We start from the raw sequence: 20,324 nt of genomic DNA on the forward strand, positions 1-20,324 counted from the left end.
TCAGTCCTCGTTTGCCGCCGCGTTGTAGACGGGATCGACCTGTTCGGGCTTGGCCTCATCCAGCGGTACGCCGTTATGGAGGTAAGCGGGTGCCTCGATCAGGATGAAGGCGATCCGGCAGACCGCGTCGCTGGTGTTGCGCCAGAGGTGGTTGGTGCCGCGCTGGACGATGATGCCGCCCTCGCGCACGGTCGTCTTGCGGCCGTCCTCCAGTTCCAGCTCGATCTCGCCCTTCATCACCACCCCGTAGTCGATCGAGTTGGTGCGGTGCATCGGGCTCTGCTTGCCCGGCAGCATGTCCACCACGCGGATCACCGAGCCGCCTTCGAGCGTCGTGCCAGTGGGGCGTTCGCGACCTTCGGTTTCGTCGTTGTTGTCGGCAGGGACGGAGGCGGTGGTCCAGATCGTCAGGAACGAGGCATCGCCCGAGAGGATCATTTTCGTCGGCGTCACGTCTTCGGAGCGGAACACCGCGCGCCCGTTCCCGTCGTGGCCGGTGACGACACGCTGGATGGGCGGCAGGCCGGAATCGGAAAGGACTTCGCTCATGCCTGTACAACCTTCTGTTCGATGACGCCGAACGGCGCGCGGCCGTCGGCAAGGGTTCCCTGCATGCGCACGGTATCGCCGAAGCGCATGAATTCGGTGCGCGGCGCGCCGAAATCGACCAGCTCGATGCCGCGCCGCTCGGCGATGCAGGAGGAGCCGATCTCGCGGTAGTTTGCGTTGGAGACGGTGCCCGAGCCGATCACCGTACCCGCCACCAGATCGCGCGTGGCGCAGGCGTGGGCGACCAGTTCGTGGAAGCCGTGCCCCATCGGCTCGCCATTGGCGGCGCCGAAGCGCTGGCCGTTCCAGTCCACCAAGAGGTCCATGCAGACGCGGCCACCCCGCCACTGGTCGCCCAGTTCCTCCGGCGTCACCGCAAAGGGCGCCATCGAACAGGGCGGCTTGGCCTGGACCCAGCCGAAGCCGGTCTTCATCTCCGGCCCGGCCAGCTTGCGCAGCGACCAGTCGTTGATCTGCACGATCAGGCGAATGTGCTGCATGCAGTCTTCGGCGCAGGTCCCCATCGGTACGCCGTCGACGATCACGCCGAACTCGCCCTCGAAATCGATACCGTTCTCTTCGGTAAGGAAGCGCACATCCTCGGCCGGGCCGTAAAACTTGTCAGACGTGCCCTGATACATCAGCGGCTTGCCGGTCTTCACCGGCACGACGCCCAGCGCCTTGTCCATCAGTTCGCCGTGGCAGGCGAACGCGGAGCCATCGAGCCATTGCCAGGCACGCGGCAGCGGTGCGCGCAGCAACGCGGCGTCCAGCGCCTCGGGAAACTCCGAAATCCCGGCCAGCACCGGCGCGACAAAGGCCCAGCTTTCCATCGCCTGCTGCAGCGTATCCACCGGCGCGGGCGCAAAACGGTCGCCCTCGGGCGAAACGACGACGAGGCGCCCGTCGGGGGTGCCGTCATCGAGGGTTGCGAGGCGCATGTCTTGGTTCTCTCCCGGAATGCTCTTTCCTTGAGAACCGGGCTAGCGAAGCCCTCCTGCGGCAACAACGGCATAGGATCGATAGCAAGCCATCGATAACATGCGATGGTCCCCGCTCGCCCCCCGGCGCTAGGTCCGGTGAAAATCACGTCACACCGGATCGGGAGAATATCATGGCCACCTGGCTGAAGCGCGGCGCCACTGCCGAGGCAAAGGCAGACGCGGACCGCAAGGTTCGCGACATCGTCGAGGCGGCGCTTGCCGATATCGAGAAGCGCGGCGACGAAGCGGTGCGCGAGATGTCGATCCGGTTCGACGGCTGGGACCGCGACGACTACCGCCTCAGCCAAGCCGAAATCGACGCCTGCGTCGACAGCCTGACCCCGCAGGAACGCAAGGACATCGAGTTCGCGCAGGCGCAGGTGAAGAACTTCGCCCAGATCCAGCGCGCTTCGATGCAGGACGTGGAAGTCGAGACGCTGCCCGGCGTCGTGCTGGGCCACCGGAACATCCCTCTGAATTCCGCAGGCTGCTATGTGCCCGGCGGCAAGTATCCGCTGCTGGCCTCCGCGCACATGTCGGTGATCACCGCCAAGGTCGCGGGCGTGAAGCGCGTCGTCACCTGCGCCCCGCCGTTTCAGGGCCAGCCGGCGCGCGCGATCGTCGCCGCGCAGGCCATGGCCGGGGCCGATGCGATCTATGCGCTGGGCGGCATCCAGGCGGTCGGCGCCATGGCGATCGGCACGCAGAGCATCGATCCGGTCGATATCCTTGTCGGTCCCGGCAATGCCTTTGTCGCCGAAGCCAAGCGCCAGCTTTTCGGGCGTGTCGGCATCGACCTGTTCGCCGGGCCGACCGAAACCCTGATCATTGCCGACGAGATCGGCTGCGATCCCGAAATCGCCGCCACCGATATCCTCGGGCAAGTCGAGCACGGGCCGGACAGCCCCGGCGTGCTGCTGACCAATTCCGAGAAATTCGCCCGCGCCACAATGGCCGAGATCGAGCGCCTGCTGCAGATCCTCCCCACCGCCGACCATGCCCGCAAGGCCTGGGAAAACTTCGGCGAAGTGATCGTGGCGGACAGCTACGAGGAGATGGTCAGGGTCGCCGACGAGATCGCCAGCGAGCACGTGCAGGTGATGACCGCCGATCCGGACTATTTCCTGAGCACCATGACCAACTACGGCGCGCTGTTCCTGGGGAGCCGCACCAATGTCAGCTTCGGCGACAAGGTGATCGGCACCAACCACACGCTGCCCACGAAGAAGTCGTCGCGCTACACCGGCGGCCTGTGGGTCGGCAAGTTCCTGAAGACCTGCACCTACCAGCGCGTCACCACCGACGAGGCCTCGGCGCTGATCGGCGAATATTGCTCGCGCCTCTGCGCGCTGGAGGGCTTCGCAGGCCACGGCGAGCAGGCGAATATCCGCGTGCGGCGCTTCGGCGGGCGCAACGTGCCCTATGCCGGGCAGGCCGAACCGACGCCCGAGACGGCGGCCTGACCATGGCGATCCCGCAGACCCCGAGCCTGCGCCTTGATGGACGCCGGGCTGTGGTGACCGGCGCGGGCCGGGGCATCGGCCTCGGCGCCGCCGCCGCGCTGGCGGCGGCGGGCGCCGAGGTCACGCTGGTTGCCCGCACCTCGGGGGAGATCGAGGCGGCTGCCGCCGAGATCGGCAATGGTGCATGCGCCGCGACGCTCGACGTTTCCGACCTCGGCGCCGTGGCCGCGTTCTTCGCGGACCGCGCGCCGTTCCACGTGCTCGTCAACAATGCCGGCACCAACCGCCCCAAGCCGATGTGGGAGGTGAGCGAGCAGGATTACGATGCCGTGCTCGACCTCAATCTCAAGTCCGCCTTTTTCGTGGCGCAGGCCTGCGTGAAGCGGATGACAGGTACCGGCACCAGGGGCAGCCTGATCCACATGGGCAGCCAGATGGGGCATGTCGGCGGGCCGAACCGCTCGCTCTACTGCGCCAGCAAGTGGGCGCTGGAGGGCATGAACAAGGCCATGGCGCTGGACCTTGCCCCACATGGCATCCGCTCCAACACGATCGCCCCGACATTCATCGAAACCCCGCTGACCAAACCCTTCTTCGAGGACGAAGCCTTCAAGGCCAGCGTGCTTTCGAAGATCAAGCTCGGCCGCATCGGCCAGGTGGAGGACCTGATGGGCGCGGTGCTGTTCCTCGCCTCCGACGCCTCCGCGCTCATGACCGGCACCAGCCTTGTCGTCGATGGCGGCTGGACCGCCGAATAATCGCCCCAAGCGTTTTCTAATCAGGTGGAACACCTGATGCCTCGGAAAACGCGACAAACCAAAACTTCCCGCAGGATAGATCATGTTCGAACCGTTCCCCGGAAACTACGTCTGGAACCTCGCCACCAACCTCGCGCTCGCCTGCGGGGGCAATTACGGCGAGATCGACGCGGCCAACCGCCCGATCATGGACGCGAGCAAGGCCGGCGCCGATGCCGGCTCCGCGCAGATGTTCGACAGCTGGATCGCGGTCGCCGATCAGGTCACCGCCAATGCCCAAGGCGATGAGGCGGCCGGTTACCTGCTTTCCGCCGGCACCAAGTACTTGCGCGCCTCGGGCTATTATCTCGCGGCCGAGCGCATGCAGAGCCGCGACTATGCCCCGCGCTGGGCCGCCTATGACAAGGGGCTGGAGCTGTTCCACAAGGGCGCGAAGCTGCGCGGGCTGCATGTCGACAGGGTCGAAATCCCCTACGAGGACAGCGCCTATACCGCCATTTTTGTCCACGACGGTTCGGGCACGCCGCGCCCGACGCTGGTCTCGGTCAACGGGCTCGATTCGATGAAGGAGCAGGTCTGCATGGCGGGCCATGGCCAATCGAATCTGGAGCGGGGCATGAACACCCTGTTCGTCGACCAGCCCGGCACCGGCGAGGCGATCCGCAAGCGCGGCCTTCCCGCCGTGTTCGACGGCGAGCGCTGGGGCACCCCTGCGCTCGAATACCTGCTGACGCGCGATGACGTGATCCATGACCGGATCGGCATTTTCGGCCTCTCCTTCGGCGGCTATCACGCACCGCGCATCGCCGCCAACGAGCCGCGCTATGCGCTCTGCGCGGTGATGGGCGCCAACCACGTCTGGGGCCGCCGCCAGCGCGAGCGCGTGGCCAACGAAGGCGAGAACCCGGTGCCGCACTACTGGGACCATGTCATGTGGGTCTTCGGCATCGAAGCCCAAAATGGGGGGCGCGACGCCTTCCTCGAATACGCCGACCGGATCACGCTCGACGGGCAGGTGGAGAAGATCCGCGTGCCCTTCCTGATCACTCACGGCGAGAACGACCGCCAGATCCCCGCCTTCAATGCGCAGCTCAGCTACGATCAGGCGGTGAACAGCCCCAAGCGCACGCTCCGCGTCTTCACCAGGAAGGATTTCGAGGTCGAGCACTGCGGCGCCGACAACGGCACCGGCATGCGCGACTATATCGCCGACTGGTGCGCCGAAACCTTTGCGGAAATGGGCTGAGCGCGATGGCCGAATTCACCTTCCACCACGGCGGCGTCTCCGTTCCCAGTCTTGACGAGGCGATCGACTGGTACGGCCGCGTGCTGGGCTTCACGGTCGAGAAGACGTTCTACATCGAAGCGGCCAGGTCCCGCACCGCCATGGTCCGCAAGGGCCCGCTGCGCTTCGAGATCTTCGAGGTGGAAGGCGCCGCCCCCCTCCCCGAGGACCGCCGCTCCCCGCCGCGCGATCTCAAGACCCACGGCAACAAGCACATCGCCTTCCGGGTGGAAGACCTCGAGGCCTTCCTGGCCGAGATGGAGGAGAAGCAGGCCGACGTCGCCTTTGTCGTGCGCGAGGCCTTCGGCAAGGGCTGCTTCATCCGCGACTGCGCGGGCAACCTGATCGAATTCGTCGAGGAGCCGGACCTGTGATCCACGAACTGGCCACACTCACCATCGACCCGGCCCGCGCCGCCGCGTTCGAGGCCGCGGTTGCCGAGGCGCGCCCGCATTTCGAGGCGGCCGGGGGGTTTGTCTCCTTCGCGCTGCACCGCTCGGTGGAGAACCCCGCGCGGTATCACCTCGTCGTCGGCTGGGACAGCGTCGAGGCCCACATGACGGACTTCCGCGAGTCCGAGGGTTTTCAGGTCTGGCGTTCGCTGGCGGGCCCGTTCTTCACGGCGCCGCCTTGCGTCGAGCATCTTGCCCAGGCGATCTGAATACGCGATCTGAACACGCGATCTGAACGAGACCCGGCACGGCATCCCCCGGCATGCGCGGGAGTGGGGGGCGGGGAGCGGGGAGCGGGGAGCGGGCTGGTGCCGCGAAATTCGCGTTTCGCGAATTGCCAGAGGCTCGCTCAGGCCTGGTTCGCCGCCGCGATCATGTCGCACTTCTGGTTGGCTTCCCGGGCGCCGCCGCCCAGCAGCGAAACCGCCAGGAACCCGGCGAGCACCGCCACCACGAAGGCCACCGTCACCTTGCCCAGGTGCTTGTCGATCACTGCCTTGATCGGCGCGCCGAACAGGCGGAACAGCACGCCGACGATCAGGAAGCTGATCGAGCGCGAGATCACCGAGGCCCCGAGGAACACGAAGAGGTTCATGCCGATGAACCCCGCGGTGATCGTCAGCAGCTTGAAGGGGATCGGCGTCGCGCCCTTCACGATGATGATCTCCGCGCCGTATTCGCGCAAATAGCACGCCGCCTTGGGGAAGCTGTCGGCCAGATGCAGCGCGCGCAGCAGCGCCTCGCCGAAGGCGGCATAGGCAAAGTGACCGATGGCATACCCAAGCAGCCCGCCGACGACCGAGGCCGCGGTGGCGATCACCGCATAACGAATCGCCTTTTTCGGTTCGGCCAGACACATCAGGCCCAGCAGCGGATGCGGCGGCACCGGGAAGAAGCTGGCTTCCATGAACGCGAAGAGTGCCAGCCACCAGCCGGCATGGCGGTGCGACGCCTTGGCCATGGTCCAGTCGTAAAGGCGGCGCAGCATCGAATTCTCCGCAATAAGGTATGGCCGCGTGCTTAGTGGGCACGGGTTCGGGCGGCAAGCAATAACCTATTTGGTTATTTCCTATTGACAGCGTAACGCCGATTAGGTACATATCAGGAACATCGCGAAATTCCGAGTCGCTCCGGCGGCTCCTTCGCGCCCCCACTCACAGCAACAGGATGTTCCGGATGGCCGAGCCGAAGCGCGCTTCGTCCGCTGCTGCCCCGTGCAAGCGTCGGACGAGGCTCAATGCCGATCTTGCCAGGAGCGAGGACAAGCTGAACCGCCACTGGCGCACCGCCTTCCTCGCCGTGCTGGCGGAAACCTCGAATGTCAGCGCCGCCGCCCTCGCCGCCGGGGTCCACCTCAGCCGCCCCTACAAGCTGCGCCGCAATGACCCCGACTTCGCCCGCGACTGGCGCGGCGCCCTGCTGGAAGGATACGAGAACCTCGAACTGGAACTGCTCCACCGGTTGCGCTTCGGCGAAACCAAGGACGGCGAGATGAGGTTCGACAACGCCAATGCCCTGCGCCTGCTCGGCCTCCACCGCGAGACCGTGGCACGCGAGCGGGCCATGCGCGAGGACGAGGACATCGGCGCCGTGCGCGCCTCGCTCCAGGCCAAGATCGCGCAGCTGCGCGAACAGGTTATCGCCCGCCGCGCGGCAGAGGAAGGCCCCCAGGATGGCTGAGGCCGACCCGCTGGACTGGCTGACCGAGGCCGAAAGCGGGGAGATCGAGGCGTTCATGGCCAGCCTCGACCGGAACGAGCGCCGCGAATGGCGCTGGGACTGGTCGATCCGGGCGCGGCCCTCGCAGCTCGCCCCGGCCGGCGACTGGCGCGTCTGGCTGGTCATGGCCGGGCGCGGCTTCGGCAAGACCCGCTGCGGCGCCGAATGGGTGCGCCTTGTCGCCGAGGAGAATCCCGATGCCCGCATCGCGCTGGTCGCCGCCAATCTGGGCGAGGCGCGCTCGGTCATGGTCGAGGGCGAGAGCGGACTGCTCGCGGTCGGTGCGCCGTGGCGCCGCCCGGTGTTCGAACCCTCGCTCAGGCGGCTGACCTGGCCGGGCGGCGCGCAGGCCACGCTCTATTCGGCCGCCGAGCCCGAATCGCTGCGCGGCCCCCAGCACAGCCACGCCTGGTGCGACGAGATCGCCAAGTGGGACAATGCCGCGGGGCGGGCCACGTCGGCCTGGGACAACCTGCTGATGGGCCTGCGCCTCGGCCGCGATCCGCGCGTGGTCGCCACCACCACGCCGCGCAGCATGCCGCTGGTCACGCGGCTGCTGGCGGATAGCGCCTCGGGCGAGGTCGTCGTCACGCGGGGGAGCACCTTCGACAATGCCGCCAACCTGCCCGCGCGCTTTCTCTCGGCAATGCGCCGCAATTTCGGCCGCAGCCTGCTCGGCAGGCAGGAGATCGACGGCGAGCTGATCGCCGACATCGAGGGCGCGCTGTGGAGCCGCGCCTTGCTGGAACGCTGCCGCGAGGCGCGCGCGCCTGCATGTTGCCGCGTGGTCGTCGGCGTCGATCCGCCCGCTTCTGCGGGCGGAGACGCCTGCGGCATCGTCGTCGTCGGCCTCTCGGCGGACGGCAACGCCCATGTGCTGGCCGATGCCTCGGCCGAGAAGGCCGGCCCCGAGCGCTGGGCCCGCGCCGTCGCCGAGGCGGCAGCGGCCTGGTCCGCCGACCGCGTCATCGCCGAGGCCAACCAGGGCGGCGCCATGGTCGCCTCGGTGCTGCGCGCGGCGGAAGTTTCGCTGCCGCTGCGGCTGGTCCACGCCAGCCGCGGCAAAGTCGCCCGCGCCGAGCCCGTGGCCGCGCTCTACGAGGCCGGACGCGTGCGCCATGCCGGACTGTTCCCGGCGCTGGAAGACGAGATCTGCGGGCTTGTCGCCGGTGGTTCCTACCAGGGACCGGGGCGCTCGCCCGACCGCGCCGACGCGCTGGTCTGGGCCCTCACCGAGCTGATGCTCGGCAAGGCTTCGGCCCCGCAAGTGCGCTTGCCCTGAAACACGAACCTTGCGCGGCTCCGGCCGCTCCCTCCCGCCTGGAAAGGAACCCCACGTGTCCTTCATCGATACGCTCGTCGCCGCCTTCAAGGGCGAGAGTGCCCGCGTGCCTTTGGCGCGGGGGCCCGCCTCACCCTGGTTCTTCGCCGAAGGCGACGGCGGGCGAGCCCCCTTCGAATATGCCTCGGCGGTGCGCCGGGCCTATCTCGAGAATCCCGTCGCCCAGCGCGCGGTGCGGCTGGTGGCCGAAGGGATCGCCGGCGCCCCGCTCAAGGCCGCCGATCCGAAGCTCGCCGCGCTCATCGGCGAGACCAGCGCCGGGCAGTCGCTGCTGGAAACGCTCGCCTGCCACCTGCTGCTGCACGGCAATGCCTATGTGCAGGTGCTCAAGGACGCGCGCGGGCGCCCGGTCGAACTCTTTGCGCTGAGGCCCGAGCGCGTGACCGTCGTCGCGGGCGAGGACGGCTGGCCCGCCGCCTATGCCTATGACGTGGCGGGACGGCGCATGACCATCCCGCTGCACGGCGAGGATGCCTCGCCCAACGTGATCCATATCCGCCACTTCCACCCGGCGGACGATCATTACGGTGCCGGTTGCCTTGCCGCCGCCGACGAGGCGATCGCCACCCACAATGCCGCCGCGCGGTGGAACCGCCAGCTTCTCGAAAACGCCGCCCGCCCCTCCGGCGCGCTGGTCTACGAGACCGGGGACGGCGATACCCTCACCCCCGAACAGTTCGACCGGCTCAAGACCGAACTGAGCCAGGCCTATGCCGGATCGCACAACGCCGGGCGGCCGATGCTGCTGGAAGGCGGGCTCAAGTGGCAGGCCATCGCGCTGACGCCTGCCGACATGGACTTCGCCACGCTCAAGGCCGCCGCCGCCCGCGACGTGGCGCTGGCCTTCGGGGTGCCGCCGATGCTGCTCGGCCTGCCGGGCGATGCCACCTATGCCAATTACCGCGAGGCCAACCGCGCGCTCTGGCGGCTGACGCTGCTGCCGCTGGCCGCCAAGATCTTCGCGGCGCTCTGCGAAGGACTGGCGCCGTGGTTCCCCGAGGCCTGCCTTGCCATCGACCTCGATCAGGTCCCCGCGCTGGCCGAGGACCGCGAGCGGCTCTGGTCGCAAGTGAGCGCCGCCGATTTCCTCGATGGCGACGAGAAGCGCGCGCTGCTCGGCCTGCCCGAACGCCCCCATTCCGGGAAGGAAGTGGAGAACAAATCATGAACCAGAAGGACATGCTTGCCGGTCTGCTGGCACAGGCGGCCTCCGAAGGCGGCGATCTGGTGACCCTGCGCGCCGTGGTCGAGGAAGCGAGCGAAGTCGGCGCGCGGCGGATGCTGTCGCGGATCGGCCTCGACGATGCCACCGCGCCCGGCGACCTCACCGAACTGCGCGAACTGCTGCAGGCCTGGCGCGACGCCAAGTCCAGCGCCCGGGCCGCCGCCATCGGCTGGTTTGTGCGCGCGGTGCTGGCCGCGCTGCTGCTTGGCCTGGCGGTGCGCTGCGGCACCACGGAGCTGCTGCGTTGAGCCGCGACTTGCGCTTCGCTGGCTATGCCGCGCTGTTCGATCGGCGCGATTCCGGCCGCGACACCATCCGCCCCGGCGCCTTTGCCCGCACCCTGGCCGAGCGCCGCGATCCGCTGCCGCTCTACTGGCAGCACCGGCCAGACGTGCGCATCGGCTGGGTCGAGACCGCTGCCGAGGACGCGCGCGGCCTGCGGGTGGTGGCCAGGATCGACAATCCCGACGGCGCCGCCGGCCTCGCGCTCAGGCGCGGCACCGTCAACGGCCTGTCGTTCGGCTACCGCGCGCGCTCCAGCCGCCAGGATGCGGCGGGACGCGAACTGCTCGACCTCGAACTGTTCGAAGTCAGCCTCGTCACCCACCCGATGCAGCACGGCGCGCGGGTGCACCTCGTTTCCTGACTCTGCCTTCCCGTCCTCCCGACAGTTTTCCGCCGCCCGTCCGGCGGCTCCCAAGCGAAAGGTGAATGCCCCATGGAATCCACGAACCCGGTCGAAGCGCTCGACTCCTCGTTCGATCTTGTCACCCGCCAGGACGCCACCGAAGCCGCCGTCGAAGCGCTGCGCGGCGATGTCGAGGACGTGAAGTCGCGGCTCGACCGCGTCGGCCGCGCCGCCGCCCGCCCGCTGATCGAGGGCGCCGCCACCGCCGCCTCGGTCGAAGTGAAGGGCTTTGTCGACGGCTACTTGCGCATGGGCCGCGAGACCGAGCTGAAATCGATGTCGGGCCTCGTCGCCGCGGACGGCGGCTATGCGGTCCCGCGCGAGATCGACGCGCTGATTTCCAGCCGCCTCAAGAACGTCAGCCCGATCCGCTCGATCGCCCAGGTCGTGCAGACCGGTACGGCCGGTTATCGCAAGCTGATCAACACCGGCGGCACCGCCTCGGGCTGGGTCAGCGAGACCGGCGCCCGCGTCGAGACCGCCAGCCCCAGCCTTGCCGAGATCGTGCCGCCCTCCGGCGAACTCTACGCCAATCCCTCGGCAAGCCAGGCCATGCTCGACGATGCCATGTTCGACATCCAGACCTGGCTGGCGGACGAGATCGCGATGGAATTCGCCCGCGCCGAAGGCGCCGCCTTCATCACCGGCACCGGCACCAACCAGCCCAAGGGCTTTCTGGCCGCTCCCACCGCCGCGACGGCTGACGGCGCCCGCGCGTTCGGCACCCTGCAGTTCCTCGTCTCCGGCAATGCCGGCGGCTTCGACACCGCGCCGGAACTGAAACTGATCGACCTTGTCCATTCACTGAAGGGCGGCCACCGCCAGGGCGCCAGCTGGGTGATGAACTCCAAGACGCTGGCGGTGGTGCGCAAGCTCAAGGCCGCCGACGGCTCGTTCCTGTGGCAGCCCGGGCTGATGGAAGGCCAGCCCAACCGCCTGCTGGGTTATCCGGTGGTCGAGGCCGAGGACATGCCCGATGTCGCCGCCAATGCCTTCCCGATCGCCTTCGGCAACTTCCGCGCCGGCTACCTGATCACGGAGCGCAGCACGACCTCGATCCTGCGCGATCCCTATACCAACAAGCCCTTCGTCAACTTCTACGCAACGAAGCGGATCGGCGGGCAGGTGCTCGATTCGGACGCGATCAAGCTGCTCAAGATCTCGGCCTGACGGAAGCGGCATGCCTCGGGGGGCCCTCCTCCCTCCCCGAGGCCCCGCTTTCACGCAGGGGGTGGTCTGGTGCCGCCCCTCACCGGGCCGCCCCCTGCGCCTGTTTTCCTCCTGATCGGAGACACCCATGCACCGGGTCATCCTTACGCCGGCCACCCTGCCGTCCTCGGCGCTTGCCGAGCTCAAGCAGTGGCTCGGCATCACCACCGCGCGCGACGACGCTCCGCTTGCGCAGCTCCTTGCGAGCACACTCGACATGTTCGAGGCCTTTACCGGCGTCATGCCGCTCGCCGCCTCGTGCGAGGAAACGCTGCCTGCCTACCCCGGCTGGAACGTACTGGCCACGCGTCCGGTTCAGGCCATCGCCGCGCTCGACGGAATTGCCGCCGACGGCACTCGCTTTCCGCTTTCCTCCGGCATGTACGAGGTCGACCTCGGTGCCGATGGCAGCGGCCGGGTGCGGCTGCCGATGCCCGCCGCAGCCAGCCGCGTCGCCGTCCGCTTCACGGCGGGCCTCGCCGCCAACTGGGATGGCCTGCCCGATGCCCTGCGCCACGGCATGATCCGCCTTGCCGCCCACCAGCACCGCGAACGCGAGAACGAGGGCGCTTCGCCGCTGCCGCCCGCCTCGGTCGCCGCGCTCTGGCGGCCCTGGCGCCGGATGCGGCTGGCATGAGCAGCGGCCTGATCGAGACCCGGGTGGACAAGGCCTTCGACGCCCTCGCCCGGCGCCTCACCGCCCGCGCCGCCGCCATCGCGACTGCCGTTACCGCCGCCAACGCCGAATCGCAGGCCCTCGCCGCGCGCGGGGACAAAAGCCGGTGGCGCCGCGCGGATCTCCTCTGGCCGCTTTTCGCGAAAGGATAGTCCATGGAAATCGCCCTTCGCGCCGCGCTGATCGACTGGCTTGCCGCCGATCCCGTGCTGGCCGCCGAACTCAACGCGGTGGCCGAGGAAGCCCCCGCGCGCACCAGCCTGCCCTGGCTCGCCATCGCTTCGAGCGCGAGTGCCGACTGGAGCTGCAAGACCGCTCCCGGCCGCGAGATCCGCGTGGCGCTGGAGCTCCATTGCCGGGGCGATGCCCCCGATGCCGCGGGAACCCTCGTCCGTGGAATCGAAGCGCGGGTCGAGAGCCTGCCGCGCACGCAGCCCGCGTTCCAGATCGTCACCGCCCAGTTCCTGCGCGCCCGCGCCGAGCAGCGCGGCGAAAGCCGCCGCGCGATCCTGCTCGAATACCGCTTCCGCCTCATGGCGGCCTGACCCTCAGGCAATCCTTCGACAAGCTCAGGATGAGCGGAGCTGGGTGCCTGCTCTCCTCCCGCTCAGGCTGAGCCTGTCGAAGCCTCACCGATCCAGCCCCGATCACAGGAGACATTCCATGCCCGCCCAGAAAGGCAGCGCCTTCCTTCTCAAGATCTCCGACGGCGCAACGCCCGCCGTCTATCAGACCGTCGCCGGTCTGCGCACCACGCAGATGTCGGTCACCAGCGATACTGTCGTCATCACCAGCAAGGACAGCGGCGGCTGGCGCGAACTGCTGTCGGGCGCGGGCGTGCGTTCGGTTTCGGTCAGCGCTGCGGGAATTTTCCTCGGCAGCGCCGCCGAAGCCCGCATCCGCACCAATGCCATGGCGGGCACGCTTGCCGACTACGAACTGAGCTTCGAGGACGGCGACAAGCTGCGCGGCAAGTTCCTCGTCCAGCGGCTGGACTACGCCGGCGACTTCAACGGCGAGCGCAATTACACGATCCAGCTCGAAAGCTCCGGCACGGTCGCATCGGCATGACGGAGCTCGGGATGACGGAACTCGGGATGACGGGGGCCGCGTCTCCGGCCAATGGCCTGCGCGGCGAGGCCATGCTCGCCATCGGCGATGCCTCCCACCGGCTGCGACCGACCTTCACCGCGCTGGTGGCCGCCGAAGAGGAACTCGGCCCGCTTTTCGCCCTCGTCGAGCGGGCCGGGGCGGGGCAGCTGCGCCTTTCGGAGATGGCGGCACTGTTCTGGCACTGCCTCGATGCACAGGGCCGACCGCCACGAGAGGCGGTAGGCGAAGCCGTCCTCGCCGCCGGGCTTGCCGCCTGCGCCGCGCCGCTGCGCACTTTGCTCGGCCAGATTCTCAAGGGCGCAGGATGAGCGGGGAGCGGTTCGCTTCGGCAGCCCTTGCCCTTTGCGGTCTCGCCGCGCGCACGCTCGGCTGGCGCCCCGGCGAGTTCTGGGCAGCCACCCCCGCCGAACTCGCCGCCGCCCTTGGCCTGCCCGCCGTCACCGACGCCCCCGGAATCGACCGCGAGACCCTCCAGAAACTGATGGAAAACGACCATGAGCGATGAAATCGACAGCCTGCTGGTGGACGTGCGCGCCAGCACCGATGGCTTCACGCGCGACATCGCCCGGATGCGTTCCAGCGTCGATAGCAACCTCGTCTCCGGATTCACCCAGGCCGGACAGGCCCTGGAAAAAGGGCTGACCGGCGCCATCCAACGCGGCAGTCTCGGCTTCGACGATCTCAAGCGCGTGGCCCTCGGCACGCTGTCCGACATCGCCGCGCAGTCGGTGCAGGGCCTGTTCTCCTCGCTGGGCGGCTCCTCCTCGCCCGGCAGCAGCACCGCGAGCCTGTCCGGTCTGTTCTCGGGCCTGCTCGGCCTGCCGGGCCGCGCGACCGGCGGCAATGTCTCTCCAGGACGGGGCTATATCGTCGGCGAACGCGGACCGGAAATGTTCGTGCCGACGTCGGCGGGTCGGATCGAGACCGGGAACGGCAGCGGCGCCGGTCGAGATGTGAAAGTCTCGATCCACCTTTCCAGCCCGCGCGGCAGCAGCGTTCCGCAGTCGCTGCAGCGCTCCTCGCGCCAGGTCGCCAGCACCGTGCGCCGCGCGCTTTCCACCCGCTGACATACCGGAGAATTCCCATGGCATTCTGGCTCGCGAACAGGCGCGAAGGGCAGGCCAGCGACTGGATCCAGCGTTTCGATCCGCGTTTCTGGACGGTCAACTTCCCCCGCCCGATGATGGCCGCGCTGGTCTCGACGTCCGCAGACAGCCTGCGCGTCGATGCCGCCTTCCTGCGCAAGGCCGACCTTGGCGGGCTGATCTGGGAAAGCGAGGACCGCTTCGACCACCCCCTGCTCGCCTACCGCACCGACCGCGACTATGCCCATACCGCGCTGCGTTTCCGCTGGCGCTCGGCAGGCGTGGTGCCGCTCGATGCGGTCAACGGCCCGACCCTGACCATCGAGGGCCGCGACGAGACCGGCACCGCGCGCACCTGGTACGTGCGCCTCTGGAACTATGCCGAGGGCACCGGCGAGGATGCCGTGGTGACCTTGCGATTCTCCGACCTCGACGGCGGCTTCATGCTTCCGGCCGAAGCCGATCCGGTCTGGCCGCGCGCGATCGAGCGCCTGTTCATCTCGTTCGCCCCGCCCGGCTACGACGGCACCAGCACCGAGCCGCTCGCCGCCGAAGCCGAAGGCTGGATCGAACTGAGCGAAATCCGCGCCGACGGTGCCCGCGCCATGCTGGAGATCGGCGACGTGATCGTGCCGCCGCACGGCCTCGCCATCGCCACCGGTTTCGACGATCAGGGCGTGCAATGCCCAAGACGGCTGATCCGCAACGCCGTCCAGCTCGGCTATCGCGGCTCGATCGTCCATTACCTCGGCATGAGCCACCATTTCCGGCTCACCCATGGCGAGAGCGGCTATCGTGTCGGCACCGGCAGCGATCCGCTGAACACCCCGACCCGTGCCTGGCACAAGGCCTTCTTTACCGAATGCGTCGCCCGGGGCCTCAGCCCGATTGCCTCGCTGTCCTACGAAGTGCTCGACCAGCATGCCCCCGCCGGCTGGAAGCAGCGCGATCTGGACGGCCATGCCGCGCTGACCGGCTGGGATCCGCCCTCCACCCTGCTTTCGCCCGCTTGCGCGCCGGCGATGCTCTGGCTCCAGTCGGTCGGCAAGGCGGTGGCCGGGCTGATGGTGGCAGCCGGTGCCCCCGTCCGCTTCCAGGTCGGCGAACCCTGGTGGTGGACTTTTGCCGACGGCCGCATCTGCCTTTATGACGAAGCGGCCCGGAGCGCGTTCGGCGGTTCCCCGCCCGCCATCACCGACATGCGCGCGCCGCTCGATGGCGCCCAGACCGCGCTTCTCGATGCCGCCGGCGCGCTGCTGGCCCAGTCGACCGCCGCCCTTGTCGCCGCGATCCGCGCCGATGTGGCGCCCTCCCCGGTGGAAGCCCTGGCGCTGGTCTTCACGCCGACCGTGCTGGATCCGGCCATGCCCGAACTGCGCCGCGCCAATCTGCCGGTCGGCTGGGCAGCCCCGGCCTTCGACCGGCTGCAGGTGGAAGACTACGACTGGCTCACCGCCGGTGCCGATGCCTTGCGGCGGGAAGCCTATGCCACCATCGATGCCCGGCTTGGCTACCCGCCGGAACAGCAGGACTACCTCGCCGGCTTCGTGCTGAGCGGCGATGAGGCCGCCCAATGGCAGCGCATCGATGCCGGTATCGACGAAGCCCTCACCCGCGCCCCCCACGAAATCGTGGTCTGGGCGCTCCCCCAGATCGCCCGCGACGGCTTTGTCCGCCTGCCGCCGCCACCCTCCGACAGTTCAGGAACCGATCCGATGCAGGCCTTCGACGATGTACTCTATCCGATCGCGCTGGGCCGCGACGCCACCGTGATACCCGAATTTTCGACGACGATCTCGGTCACCGCCTCCGGTTTCGAGCGTCGTAACAGCCTCTGGTCGAACGCGCGCCTGCGCTTCGATGTCGGCCCCGGCGTTCGCTCGGATGCGGAACTGGGCGAACTGATCGCCTTCTTCCGCGCACGCCGGGGCCCGGCCCGCGGTTTTCGCCTGCGCGATCCCAGCGACTTCAGCTCCAATGGCATGACCGGCCTGCCCGCCGCCGCCGATCAGCTGCTCGGTATCGGCGACGGCCTGCGCGCCGACTTTGCGCTGATCAAGCATTATGGAAGCGAAGAGGCCCTGCAGGTCCGCCGCATCACCCGGCCCGATGTCTCCAGCCTGACCGTTGCGCTCGACGGCACCGTGCAGGTCGGCAACTGGAGGCTGTTGCCGCTCGGCGTGATCGTGTTCGAAACGGCGCCCCCGGCCGGCGCCCGCATCAGCGCCGGTTTCGAGTTCGACGTGCCGGTGCGCTTTGCCGAGGACAGCCTCGAAATCGCCGGGTCCGCCTTTGCGGCCGGTGAGGCCCCCAGCGTTCCCGTCGTCGAGATCCGGGAGGCCGCATGACCCGCGCCTGGTTCGCCACCGAGCTCGAAACCGTCGCGACGTTCTGGCGCATCTTGCGCAGCGACGGCGTGACGCTGGGTTTCACCACGCACGACGTCGACCTGTGGTTCGACGGTGTCCGCCACCACGCCTCCCCCGGCATGGTCCCCTCCTCGATCCGCAAATCGGCAGGCTTCGAGGCGGACAGCGCCGAAGTGCAGGGAACGCTCACCCACGATGCCATTGCAGCCGGTGACCTTGCGGCGGGCCGTTTCGACGACGCCGGCGTGCATATCGGCCTCGTCGACTGGGAAACCCTGGAGGCGAGCGTCCTCTACGCCGGAACCATCGGCACGGTCCGCGAAGAGGATGGACGCTTTGGCGCCGAACTCGTCTCGCGCAAGGCCGAACTGCTGCGCGATCCGGTGCCGCGCACCAGCCCCACCTGCCGCGCCCGGTTCTGCGGACCGGGCTGCAACCTTTCCCCGGCCGCCTTCACCCGCGAGCGGCAGGTTCTGGACGTCGATCTGGACAGCAATGCCGTCCTGTTCGGTGGTGCCTTCGATTCAACCGGCCATGCCGGGGGAACGCTGCGCTGGCTTGATGGGCCCATGGCAGGCATGACCATGGGCATCCAGGCCGCCAGCACCGGCCAGGGCGTGATACTTGACACGCCGCTCGTCCCGCCGATCCCCGCGGGTGCGCGGGCGCTTGTCCGCGAAGGCTGCGACCACACGCTGGCGACCTGCGCATCGCGTTTCGGCAATGCCGTGAACTTTCGCGGCGAGCCATTCCTGCCCGGCAACGATCTGCTGACCCGCTATCCAACTCCCGGTTCATGACCGGTGACGAGATAGCTCGCGCCGCGTCGGCCCTCGTGGGCACGCCGTTTCGTCTGCATGGCCGCGATCCCCGCTGCGGGCTCGACTGTGTCGGCGTGCTGGCTCTCGCCATCGGCAGGACTGCCGCCTTCCCCAACGGCTATGCCCTGCGCGGAGGAAACCTGGAGGCGATCGAGCGCCTGGCATCGGCGCTGGGGCTGGTACCAGCCGGGGGCAAGGTCCTCCCCGGAGACGTGCTGCTGTTCCGCCCCGGCCCCGCCCAGTTCCATTTCGCGATCGCCGCGAAGGGGAACCTCATCGTTCACGCCCACGCCGGTCTGCGCCGGGTGGTCGCAGGCCCCTGCCCCGACCACTGGCCCCTGATCGGCCATTGGCGCGTGCAAAATCCGAGGAATTGAAATGGCAACGCTCGTTTTCAGCGCGGTCGGCACGATGGTCGCCGGTCCGGTCGGAGGGGCCGTGGGATCATTGGTGGGCAGCCAGGTCGACGCCGCCCTGTTCGGCTCCCCCAATCGTCAGGGCGCGCGGCTCAAGGAACTGGACGTCACCACGTCCAGCTATGGCCAGCCGATCGCCCGCCATTTCGGCCGCATGCGTGTCGGCGGACAGATGATCTGGGCCGCCAACCTGGTCGAACACAGCGAAGTCACCGGCGGCGGCAAGGGTGCCGCATCGGTCACGGCCTACAGCTATACGGCCAGCTTCGCGGTTGCCCTGTCCAGCCGCCCGATTCTCGGCCTCGGCAGGATCTGGGCCGATGGCAAGCTGCTGCGCGGCGAAGCCGGCGATCTCAAGGCCGGCGGCACCCTGCGCATCCACCGCGGAACCGGTGACGGCGAACTGGACCCCCTGCTCGCTGCGGCACAAGGTGCCGGACAGTGCCCGGCCCACCGCGACCTTGCCTATGTCGTTTTCGAGGATCTCGACCTCTCGGGATTCTACAATCACATCCCGTCGCTGACATTCGAGGTCATCGCCGACGCAGGCTTCGACCTTGCCGACATTCTCGGCGAGGTCATCGACCAGGTCGACACGCAAACGACATTCGACGAACTGGCCGGTTTCACCAGTGACGGCGCCTTGGCAGATGCGCTGGCGACGCTTGATTGCGTCTATCCGCTCGACATCGATTGTGCCGGCACACGCCTCGTCATTGCACGCGAACGTTATCAGAGCGCACCCAAAACCGTCAGCGAAGCGACGCGCGCTGTGGGCGATGACGAATTCAGCGCCGCCACCGGCATGTCCCGGCGCCGTGCGCCGCGCGCCGAGCAACCGGTGTCGAGCCTGCGCTACTATGACGTGTCGCGCGATTATCTTCCCGGCGTCCAGCACGCGACCGGCCGGGCAACGCCGGGACAGCCCCGCACCCTCGAACTTCCTGCCGCGCTCGAGGCATCCCGCGCGCGCGCGCTTGTCGAACGTGTTTCCGGCCGGCTCGACTGGAGCCGTGACACGGTCACCTGGCGCACCGCGGAACTCGATGGCGACATTGCGCCTGGAGCCTGCGTCAGTTTCGACCAGATGCCGGGACGATGGCGCGTGCGCGAATGGGAATGGCGCGATACCGGCATTGAAATCACCGCCGAGCGCATGCCTCCGACCGAAAGCGCCTGGTCTCTGGCGTTGCCCACGGATCCTGGGCAGGCGCACCAGCAGGAAGACCTGCCTTCCGCCCCGACCCTGCTTGCCGCCTTCGAATTGCCCTATGATCCGGCGATCGGTTCGCCCGCTACGGCGCGGCCCCTCGCCGCCGTATCATCCGGCCAAGCCAACTGGAACGGCGCGGCGCTATATGCCGACCGAGGAGACGGTTCCCTGCTGCCGCTCGGGCCGAGCGGGCGAACCCGCTGCGTCATGGGACGTGTCACGAACCTGGTGGCCGCCGCATCGCCGCTTCGTTACGACCGGGGCTCGGAGATCATCGTGCAATTGGCCGACAATGACATGCAACTGGCCTCGGCTACGGCACGCCAGCTTGCCGAAGGCGCAAACGTGGCGCTTGTCGGCGAGGAGCTTATCCAGTTCGCGCAAGCGACACTCCTCTCCGGCGGGACATGGCGTTTGACCGGATTGCTGCGTGGTCGCGGCGCGACCGAGAACGGAATTGCGACACACGCGGCAGGCGAAACGTTCGTCCTGGTCGACTCGCGCCTGACATCGCTGGATCCGGCCAAGCTTGGCAGCAACAGTACGCGCCGGATCGTGGCGATCGGCCTGGGCGATCCGCAAGGCGTGGGAACGGGCGTGGCCCTGTCCGGTCTCACCTTGCGCCCGCCCGCCCCCGTCCATGCCCGCAAGCGTATCCTCGCCGATGGCACCCGGCGCTTCGAATGGACCCGGCGCGCGCGCGGACTGCATGACTGGCGCGACGGCGTCGACGTTCCGCTGATCGAGGAAACCGAGAGCTATATTGTCAGTTACGGCCCTCCCGGTTCCCCCCTTGCCCAATGGACGACCGGCCAGGCCTCGCTCGACATCGCACCGCAGGTCCATGCCGCGCTCGCCGCCCAGGCCCCGGATGAACGATTCCATGTGGTGCAAAAGGGAACTTTCGCATTGTCCGATCAACTGGATCTCGGCCCCATAGCCTGACGCGCAGCGACCT

The 20,324-nt window shown here is 68.5% G+C and carries 25 protein-coding genes; 22 read left to right on the forward strand and 3 right to left on the reverse strand.

Annotated elements, in window-relative coordinates; genetic code table 11:
- Both CA833_RS05750 and CA833_RS05755 read right to left on the reverse strand, forming a co-directional pair.
- Complete coding sequence (locus CA833_RS05750) at positions 1–549, reverse strand: cupin domain-containing protein (protein WP_207079503.1); 549 nt, start codon at positions 547–549, stop codon at positions 1–3.
- The gene (locus CA833_RS05755; protein ID WP_207079504.1) at positions 546–1,490 is read right to left on the reverse strand and encodes a fumarylacetoacetate hydrolase family protein; all 945 of its coding nucleotides are present in this window, start codon (positions 1,488–1,490) and stop codon (positions 546–548) included. Before CA833_RS05755 ends, CA833_RS05750 begins: the two co-directional genes overlap by 4 nt.
- Before the next feature lie 173 nt (positions 1,491–1,663).
- On the opposite strand from CA833_RS05755, the gene hisD reads away from it, so the two are divergent.
- The 5 genes from hisD to CA833_RS05780 all read left to right on the forward strand — a co-directional run bounded on the left by hisD (position 1,664) and on the right by CA833_RS05780 (position 5,699).
- Positions 1,664–2,995: a histidinol dehydrogenase gene (gene hisD, locus CA833_RS05760; protein WP_207079505.1), complete on the forward strand. Its 1,332-nt coding sequence runs from the start codon at positions 1,664–1,666 to the stop codon at positions 2,993–2,995.
- Between the two features lie 2 nt (positions 2,996–2,997).
- Positions 2,998–3,753, forward strand: a complete 756-nt coding sequence (locus CA833_RS05765; protein WP_207079506.1) for an SDR family NAD(P)-dependent oxidoreductase — start codon at positions 2,998–3,000, stop codon at positions 3,751–3,753.
- A gap of 82 nt (positions 3,754–3,835) precedes the next feature.
- Entirely contained in the window at positions 3,836–4,999 is a 1,164-nt protein-coding gene (locus CA833_RS05770; RefSeq protein WP_207079507.1) for a S9 family peptidase, read from the forward strand.
- Positions 5,000–5,004: 5 nt separating this feature from the next.
- Complete coding sequence (locus CA833_RS05775) at positions 5,005–5,412, forward strand: VOC family protein (RefSeq protein ID WP_207079508.1); 408 nt, start codon at positions 5,005–5,007, stop codon at positions 5,410–5,412.
- Complete coding sequence (locus CA833_RS05780; RefSeq protein WP_207079509.1) at positions 5,409–5,699, forward strand: antibiotic biosynthesis monooxygenase; 291 nt, start codon at positions 5,409–5,411, stop codon at positions 5,697–5,699. Before CA833_RS05775 ends, CA833_RS05780 begins: the two co-directional genes overlap by 4 nt.
- Before the next feature lie 140 nt (positions 5,700–5,839).
- Here CA833_RS05780 and CA833_RS05785 read toward each other — a convergent pair whose 3' ends face one another.
- A complete protein-coding gene (locus CA833_RS05785) occupies positions 5,840–6,478 on the reverse strand; it encodes a YqaA family protein (RefSeq protein WP_207079510.1) in 639 nt (212 codons plus the stop codon).
- Between the two features lie 188 nt (positions 6,479–6,666).
- Here CA833_RS05785 and CA833_RS05790 point away from each other — a divergent pair, with 188 nt between their 5' ends.
- The 17 genes from CA833_RS05790 (at position 6,667) to CA833_RS05870 (ending at position 20,311) form a co-directional block, all read left to right on the forward strand.
- Positions 6,667–7,170 (forward strand): hypothetical protein, encoded by a 504-nt coding sequence (locus tag CA833_RS05790; RefSeq protein ID WP_207079511.1) that lies wholly within the window; start codon positions 6,667–6,669, stop codon positions 7,168–7,170.
- Positions 7,163–8,491 carry a DNA-packaging protein gene (locus CA833_RS05795; protein WP_207079512.1) on the forward strand — a complete coding sequence of 443 codons (1,329 nt, stop codon included), beginning with the start codon at positions 7,163–7,165 and terminating at the stop codon, positions 8,489–8,491. The genes CA833_RS05790 and CA833_RS05795 overlap by 8 nt, the downstream gene beginning before the upstream one ends.
- A 55-nt stretch (positions 8,492–8,546) precedes the next feature.
- Positions 8,547–9,719 (forward strand): phage portal protein, encoded by a 1,173-nt coding sequence (locus CA833_RS05800; RefSeq protein ID WP_207079513.1) that lies wholly within the window; start codon positions 8,547–8,549, stop codon positions 9,717–9,719.
- Positions 9,716–10,024 (forward strand): DUF6127 family protein, encoded by a 309-nt coding sequence (locus tag CA833_RS05805; RefSeq protein WP_142636885.1) that lies wholly within the window; start codon positions 9,716–9,718, stop codon positions 10,022–10,024. Before CA833_RS05800 ends, CA833_RS05805 begins: the two co-directional genes overlap by 4 nt.
- Positions 10,021–10,422 carry an HK97 family phage prohead protease gene (locus tag CA833_RS05810; protein ID WP_242526288.1) on the forward strand — a complete coding sequence of 134 codons (402 nt, stop codon included), beginning with the start codon at positions 10,021–10,023 and terminating at the stop codon, positions 10,420–10,422. Before CA833_RS05805 ends, CA833_RS05810 begins: the two co-directional genes overlap by 4 nt.
- A gap of 72 nt (positions 10,423–10,494) precedes the next feature.
- Positions 10,495–11,634: a phage major capsid protein gene (locus tag CA833_RS05815; RefSeq protein WP_207079514.1), complete on the forward strand. Its 1,140-nt coding sequence runs from the start codon at positions 10,495–10,497 to the stop codon at positions 11,632–11,634.
- Positions 11,635–11,761: 127 nt separating this feature from the next.
- A complete protein-coding gene (locus tag CA833_RS05820; RefSeq protein WP_207079515.1) occupies positions 11,762–12,310 on the forward strand; it encodes a hypothetical protein in 549 nt (182 codons plus the stop codon).
- Positions 12,307–12,501, forward strand: a complete 195-nt coding sequence (locus CA833_RS05825; protein ID WP_207079516.1) for a hypothetical protein — start codon at positions 12,307–12,309, stop codon at positions 12,499–12,501. Before CA833_RS05820 ends, CA833_RS05825 begins: the two co-directional genes overlap by 4 nt.
- Before the next feature lie 3 nt (positions 12,502–12,504).
- Positions 12,505–12,894, forward strand: a complete 390-nt coding sequence (locus CA833_RS05830) for a DUF3168 domain-containing protein (protein WP_142636877.1) — start codon at positions 12,505–12,507, stop codon at positions 12,892–12,894.
- A gap of 118 nt (positions 12,895–13,012) precedes the next feature.
- A complete protein-coding gene (locus CA833_RS05835) occupies positions 13,013–13,420 on the forward strand; it encodes a phage major tail protein, TP901-1 family (protein WP_142636875.1) in 408 nt (135 codons plus the stop codon).
- 11 nt (positions 13,421–13,431) lie between these two features.
- Complete coding sequence (locus CA833_RS05840) at positions 13,432–13,770, forward strand: gene transfer agent family protein (protein WP_242526289.1); 339 nt, start codon at positions 13,432–13,434, stop codon at positions 13,768–13,770.
- Complete coding sequence (locus tag CA833_RS05845) at positions 13,767–13,967, forward strand: phage tail assembly chaperone (RefSeq protein WP_207079517.1); 201 nt, start codon at positions 13,767–13,769, stop codon at positions 13,965–13,967. Before CA833_RS05840 ends, CA833_RS05845 begins: the two co-directional genes overlap by 4 nt.
- Complete coding sequence (locus tag CA833_RS05850; protein ID WP_207079518.1) at positions 13,957–14,529, forward strand: tail tape measure protein; 573 nt, start codon at positions 13,957–13,959, stop codon at positions 14,527–14,529. Before CA833_RS05845 ends, CA833_RS05850 begins: the two co-directional genes overlap by 11 nt.
- A gap of 17 nt (positions 14,530–14,546) precedes the next feature.
- Positions 14,547–16,895, forward strand: a complete 2,349-nt coding sequence (locus tag CA833_RS05855) for a DUF2460 domain-containing protein (RefSeq protein WP_207079519.1) — start codon at positions 14,547–14,549, stop codon at positions 16,893–16,895.
- Positions 16,892–17,716 carry a DUF2163 domain-containing protein gene (locus tag CA833_RS05860; RefSeq protein WP_207079520.1) on the forward strand — a complete coding sequence of 275 codons (825 nt, stop codon included), beginning with the start codon at positions 16,892–16,894 and terminating at the stop codon, positions 17,714–17,716. The genes CA833_RS05855 and CA833_RS05860 overlap by 4 nt, the downstream gene beginning before the upstream one ends.
- Positions 17,713–18,114, forward strand: coding sequence for a hypothetical protein (locus CA833_RS05865; RefSeq protein ID WP_207079521.1), 402 nt, complete (start codon positions 17,713–17,715; stop codon positions 18,112–18,114). The genes CA833_RS05860 and CA833_RS05865 overlap by 4 nt, the downstream gene beginning before the upstream one ends.
- A 1-nt stretch (position 18,115) precedes the next feature.
- Positions 18,116–20,311: a phage tail protein gene (locus CA833_RS05870; protein WP_207079522.1), complete on the forward strand. Its 2,196-nt coding sequence runs from the start codon at positions 18,116–18,118 to the stop codon at positions 20,309–20,311.
- The last annotated feature ends 13 nt before the right edge of the window (positions 20,312–20,324 follow it).

Source organism: Novosphingobium sp. KA1 (assembly GCF_017309955.1).
In the GTDB taxonomy this organism is placed as follows: domain Bacteria; phylum Pseudomonadota; class Alphaproteobacteria; order Sphingomonadales; family Sphingomonadaceae; genus Novosphingobium.

Bases quoted from the DNA above. Each gene is read 5' to 3' on its own strand.
- CA833_RS05750 (WP_207079503.1), bottom strand. From the start codon at position 549: ATGAGCGAAGTCCTTTCCGATTCCGGCCTGCCGCCCATCCAGCGTGTC.
- CA833_RS05755 (WP_207079504.1), bottom strand. From the start codon at position 1,490: ATGCGCCTCGCAACCCTCGATGACGGCACCCCCGACGGGCGCCTCGTC.
- hisD (WP_207079505.1), top strand. From the start codon at position 1,664: ATGGCCACCTGGCTGAAGCGCGGCGCCACTGCCGAGGCAAAGGCAGAC.
- CA833_RS05765 (WP_207079506.1), top strand. From the start codon at position 2,998: ATGGCGATCCCGCAGACCCCGAGCCTGCGCCTTGATGGACGCCGGGCT.
- CA833_RS05770 (WP_207079507.1), top strand. From the start codon at position 3,836: ATGTTCGAACCGTTCCCCGGAAACTACGTCTGGAACCTCGCCACCAAC.
- CA833_RS05775 (WP_207079508.1), top strand. From the start codon at position 5,005: ATGGCCGAATTCACCTTCCACCACGGCGGCGTCTCCGTTCCCAGTCTT.
- CA833_RS05785 (WP_207079510.1), bottom strand. From the start codon at position 6,478: ATGCTGCGCCGCCTTTACGACTGGACCATGGCCAAGGCGTCGCACCGC.
- CA833_RS05790 (WP_207079511.1), top strand. From the start codon at position 6,667: ATGGCCGAGCCGAAGCGCGCTTCGTCCGCTGCTGCCCCGTGCAAGCGT.
- CA833_RS05795 (WP_207079512.1), top strand. From the start codon at position 7,163: ATGGCTGAGGCCGACCCGCTGGACTGGCTGACCGAGGCCGAAAGCGGG.
- CA833_RS05805 (WP_142636885.1), top strand. From the start codon at position 9,716: ATGAACCAGAAGGACATGCTTGCCGGTCTGCTGGCACAGGCGGCCTCC.
- CA833_RS05815 (WP_207079514.1), top strand. From the start codon at position 10,495: ATGGAATCCACGAACCCGGTCGAAGCGCTCGACTCCTCGTTCGATCTT.
- CA833_RS05820 (WP_207079515.1), top strand. From the start codon at position 11,762: ATGCACCGGGTCATCCTTACGCCGGCCACCCTGCCGTCCTCGGCGCTT.
- CA833_RS05825 (WP_207079516.1), top strand. From the start codon at position 12,307: ATGAGCAGCGGCCTGATCGAGACCCGGGTGGACAAGGCCTTCGACGCC.
- CA833_RS05830 (WP_142636877.1), top strand. From the start codon at position 12,505: ATGGAAATCGCCCTTCGCGCCGCGCTGATCGACTGGCTTGCCGCCGAT.
- CA833_RS05835 (WP_142636875.1), top strand. From the start codon at position 13,013: ATGCCCGCCCAGAAAGGCAGCGCCTTCCTTCTCAAGATCTCCGACGGC.
- CA833_RS05840 (WP_242526289.1), top strand. From the start codon at position 13,432: ATGACGGAACTCGGGATGACGGGGGCCGCGTCTCCGGCCAATGGCCTG.
- CA833_RS05845 (WP_207079517.1), top strand. From the start codon at position 13,767: ATGAGCGGGGAGCGGTTCGCTTCGGCAGCCCTTGCCCTTTGCGGTCTC.
- CA833_RS05850 (WP_207079518.1), top strand. From the start codon at position 13,957: ATGAGCGATGAAATCGACAGCCTGCTGGTGGACGTGCGCGCCAGCACC.
- CA833_RS05855 (WP_207079519.1), top strand. From the start codon at position 14,547: ATGGCATTCTGGCTCGCGAACAGGCGCGAAGGGCAGGCCAGCGACTGG.
- CA833_RS05860 (WP_207079520.1), top strand. From the start codon at position 16,892: ATGACCCGCGCCTGGTTCGCCACCGAGCTCGAAACCGTCGCGACGTTC.
- CA833_RS05865 (WP_207079521.1), top strand. From the start codon at position 17,713: ATGACCGGTGACGAGATAGCTCGCGCCGCGTCGGCCCTCGTGGGCACG.
- CA833_RS05870 (WP_207079522.1), top strand. From the start codon at position 18,116: ATGGCAACGCTCGTTTTCAGCGCGGTCGGCACGATGGTCGCCGGTCCG.